This is a genomic window from Herpetosiphonaceae bacterium (assembly GCA_036374795.1).
Taxonomy (GTDB): domain Bacteria; phylum Chloroflexota; class Chloroflexia; order Chloroflexales; family Kallotenuaceae; genus LB3-1.
This window is the reverse complement of sequence record DASUTC010000028.1, coordinates 1-3,233: the sequence shown is the minus strand read 5'-3', so window position 1 is coordinate 3,233 and position 3,233 is coordinate 1. Positions and strand designations below refer to the sequence as shown.

The following is a 3,233-nucleotide window of genomic DNA, read 5'->3' as shown; positions in this document are numbered from 1 at the left end:
GGCCACCTGGCTGGGCTGATGAAGCAAGCATGGCCGAAGATCCTGCTGCATGGGCTGGACGATCGCCGCCGGGTTGGCATTCAAGAAGAAATGATCGCCTGCTACCATCCGCAGCGAAAAGGTCTTGCTCGTCTGGGCGGCCCACTGAGCCACATTCTCCTGCCGGACTCTTGGGTCTTGAAGACCGCCGAATGCTGAGATCGGCACGTCCAGTGGAGCTTCCTCGGTATACACATACCGCTCGTTCAGGGCCAGATCGGCGCGCAGAATCGGCAGGAGCATCTCCTGCAACTCAGGGTTGTGCAGGATCGCATCGGGCGTGCCGTTGAGCTGCCGCAGCTTATCGATGAACTCAGGCGTCGGCAGGTGGTAGATCGGCTCCTCGCCGTTGACAACCTGGGGCGCGCTGCGGGCAGAGACAAACAGATGCAGCAGATGGGGATTGCCCTGCCTGCGGAGCGCGCGCGCCAGCTCAAAGCTGATGAGCGCTCCCATGCTGTGACCAAAGAAGACAAACGGCATATCCAATGCTGGCGCGAGGGCGTTCAACAGCTCCGGTACGAGCGCGCCGATACTCGTAAACAATGGCTCGCGCATGCGGGTTTCCCGTCCGGGAAGCTGTACCGCGCAGACTTCAATCTGCGGTGGCAGCAGCGATGCCCATGTCCGAAAGACGGTCGCGCCGCCACCGGCGAATGGAAAACAAAACAGCCGCACGCTGGCGTCGGGATTCGGCTTGCTGCACACAATCCATTTGTTGATCGATCCGGCCATCATAACCTGCTTCCTTATGACACGTGATGCCTGTCAGTTTGTACTATGCGAAGACGGTGTTTCCTGGCTGGCCGTGGTGGCGTGGGGCGCTTCTGCCAGGATCGCGTCCTGGACCAGCGCATAGAGGTAGGCTGCAAAATGATCGAAGCAGGTGGTATCGCGCACCTGGGTGATCAGCAGATACTCCTCCTGCGTGAGCGTGATTTCGGGCAATCCTTGCTCAAGCGCGTGAGCCGGATCTGCAACTAAGGCATCTGCAAGCACGGGATTTGCCAGGGCGGCGCTGATGAGCTGCTGCAAACCAGAGAATTGACGATGCACAGATGATTCATTAAATAGCTTCAAGGAATTCATAGGACCTGAGCGGTAGGTAGCTGGTGTCAACGACGGTGTTGAGCTTGGAAGCCAGGGTCATCAGCGATCAGTGGGAGCATATCCCAGCCAAGCAGCAAGCTTACAGGCAGCGGGACGCGAAGAGCAGGTCTGCCTGATCCAGCGTAGGTCGGTCTTCCTTTTGACTGAGGGCGCTGCTTTGCATATCGGGCATTTCTTCTACAGAGAACATAGCAAGCTTCGGCTCAATACTCAATACCTTCCCACTCCTACCTCGATCCCTTATGCGCTCGCCCTCACTCCTACCTGGCTCAATGGTGCGTGAGGCATTCCTAAACAACGAATGGCTAGCCGGGAGTTGGAGCTCCTGGCTAGCCACGACGCGGGCAAGCGTCCGTCCTCGACGGACAATCCTTAATTTGCCAAGAGCATCTGATACATGCGCTCAGGTTCTGAGCGGGGATCAAGCCCGATGCCCAGCTCGGCATCAAGGATCTGGCGCAGCGTGCGATATTGCTCAATCGCCAGGGCAGGCCATTGCAGGGCAATATGGCAGCGCATAATCCCGGCATGTGCGGCGATATTGGTTGTATCACGTGTCACAAGCTGCCGGAACAGATCGAGCGCCCTCGCCAAGCTGCCTGTCTCTTCGCTCCGCTCTGCCGCTTGACGCAGCGCTTCACGGTAGCGAAGTTCAAGCCGGGAACGCATGTTACAGCTCCAAGATGTCTGAACGCTTGGCAGGAAGACGCCGTGATATAAATCTAGGGCTTTCAAGATCGTCTGCATCTGATTCTGCTCGGCGATCGATGTGTTAAGCAGCTGCTCGAAACACTCGGCATCCACTTCCACGCGCAGAACGGATCGGTCAAGGCAGTACGTATCTCGATTGATGGTGATGATCGCGCCTGGTGGCAGCACCGCGCGCAGGCGATAGATCACGCGATTGAGCGCGTTGGGATCATCAGGACACTCCTCGGTACACCAGATCGCACGGTAGAGATCCGTCCGCGACGCGCCCTGAGGATGGGTGATGAGGTACGCGAGCAGCTCGCGGGCACGGCCCGATCCCAGAGTAATCGACTTGTCATCAATCCAGACGCGATCCCCTCCCAGATAGTTCGCGCGGAGCGCCGGCTGATGCTCAGGTCGACGTCGGCTCGATATGACCGTCTGCTCAGGTGCCATGGTCGATGGATCGTCGTAAGAGCGCATAGGCGGCAGCGGCATGTGTTCCAGCGCTTCCGCAACCTGCGTCAACCGATGCGACTCATGCAGCCAGGGCTGGATGCGCGTAAACCAGGGCTGGAGCTGCAAAAGCCGTGGCAGCATGAGTCGAGCATGGATCACCGCAATGCTGTCAGATCCAATCTGATCACACTGAGCGGCTGCGTGATGGAGCGCCGCAAGGATTGCCTGATCATCGGGCGTGCTCATCAGGCTATGCAGCCAGGCTTGAATCATACAGGCCTGGGCTTGATCGCGGCGTAACCCGGAGCTTGCGTACAGACTCAAGGCTTGCTGGGCTAATTCCAATCCGTGGATTGGATCGCCGGTCCCGCCAGCAATCTGCGCCTTGAGCAGCAGGATTGCCGCCTGGTGTGCCTGCGCCGATGCAGGCGGCAGTTGAGCTAATGCCTGGGCAGCCCGATCGTACTGCTGCTGTTGGATCAGTAGCCGGATCTGGGCTAGCGCCACCTGGGTCGACGTGAAAGTGGTCCCGCCAGCCTGAGCCGCACAGCGATACACGGTAGTTGCGTTGTGCGACAGCCCAAGATCCGCGTAGATATCGCCAAGCGTCAAAAGCACGGCAGCTTCATACTGCGAGATTGTGGCAGCCTGGGCATCACCTAATGCCTGGCTCGCGGTTGTGAATGCATCATGGTAACGGCCCATAGAGATCTGATTCAGGGCCAGGCTATTACGGGCGAGCGCGCGTCGTCCAATGTTGTCAAGGGTGGACCAGTAGGCCTCTGCTTGTCGGATCACGACCTCGGCAGCACGCAGATCGCCATGTACGTGATAGCAGGTGCCGAGCTCATGCAGCGTCAGCGCCGCCGCAGCGATCGAGCCGCGCGCCTGCTCTACCTCACACGCTTGCTTGAGGCTTGTGATCGCTTCGGTAA

3 protein-coding genes are annotated in these 3,233 nt (G+C 58.9%); all 3 read right to left on the bottom strand.

Translation table 11 applies throughout. The annotated features are described in order from the left end of the window. The coding region (locus tag VFZ66_01680; GenBank protein ID HEX6287866.1) for a thioesterase II family protein at positions 1 to 777 on the bottom strand (777 nt) is incomplete at its 3' end. Between the two features lie 30 nt (positions 778 to 807). After that, the gene (locus VFZ66_01675; GenBank protein ID HEX6287865.1) at positions 808 to 1,095 is read right to left on the bottom strand and encodes a hypothetical protein; all 288 of its coding nucleotides are present in this window, start codon (positions 1,093 to 1,095) and stop codon (positions 808 to 810) included. Positions 1,096 to 1,521: 426 nt separating this feature from the next. After that, the coding region (locus tag VFZ66_01670) for a BTAD domain-containing putative transcriptional regulator (GenBank protein HEX6287864.1) at positions 1,522 to 3,233 on the bottom strand (1,712 nt) is incomplete at its 5' end.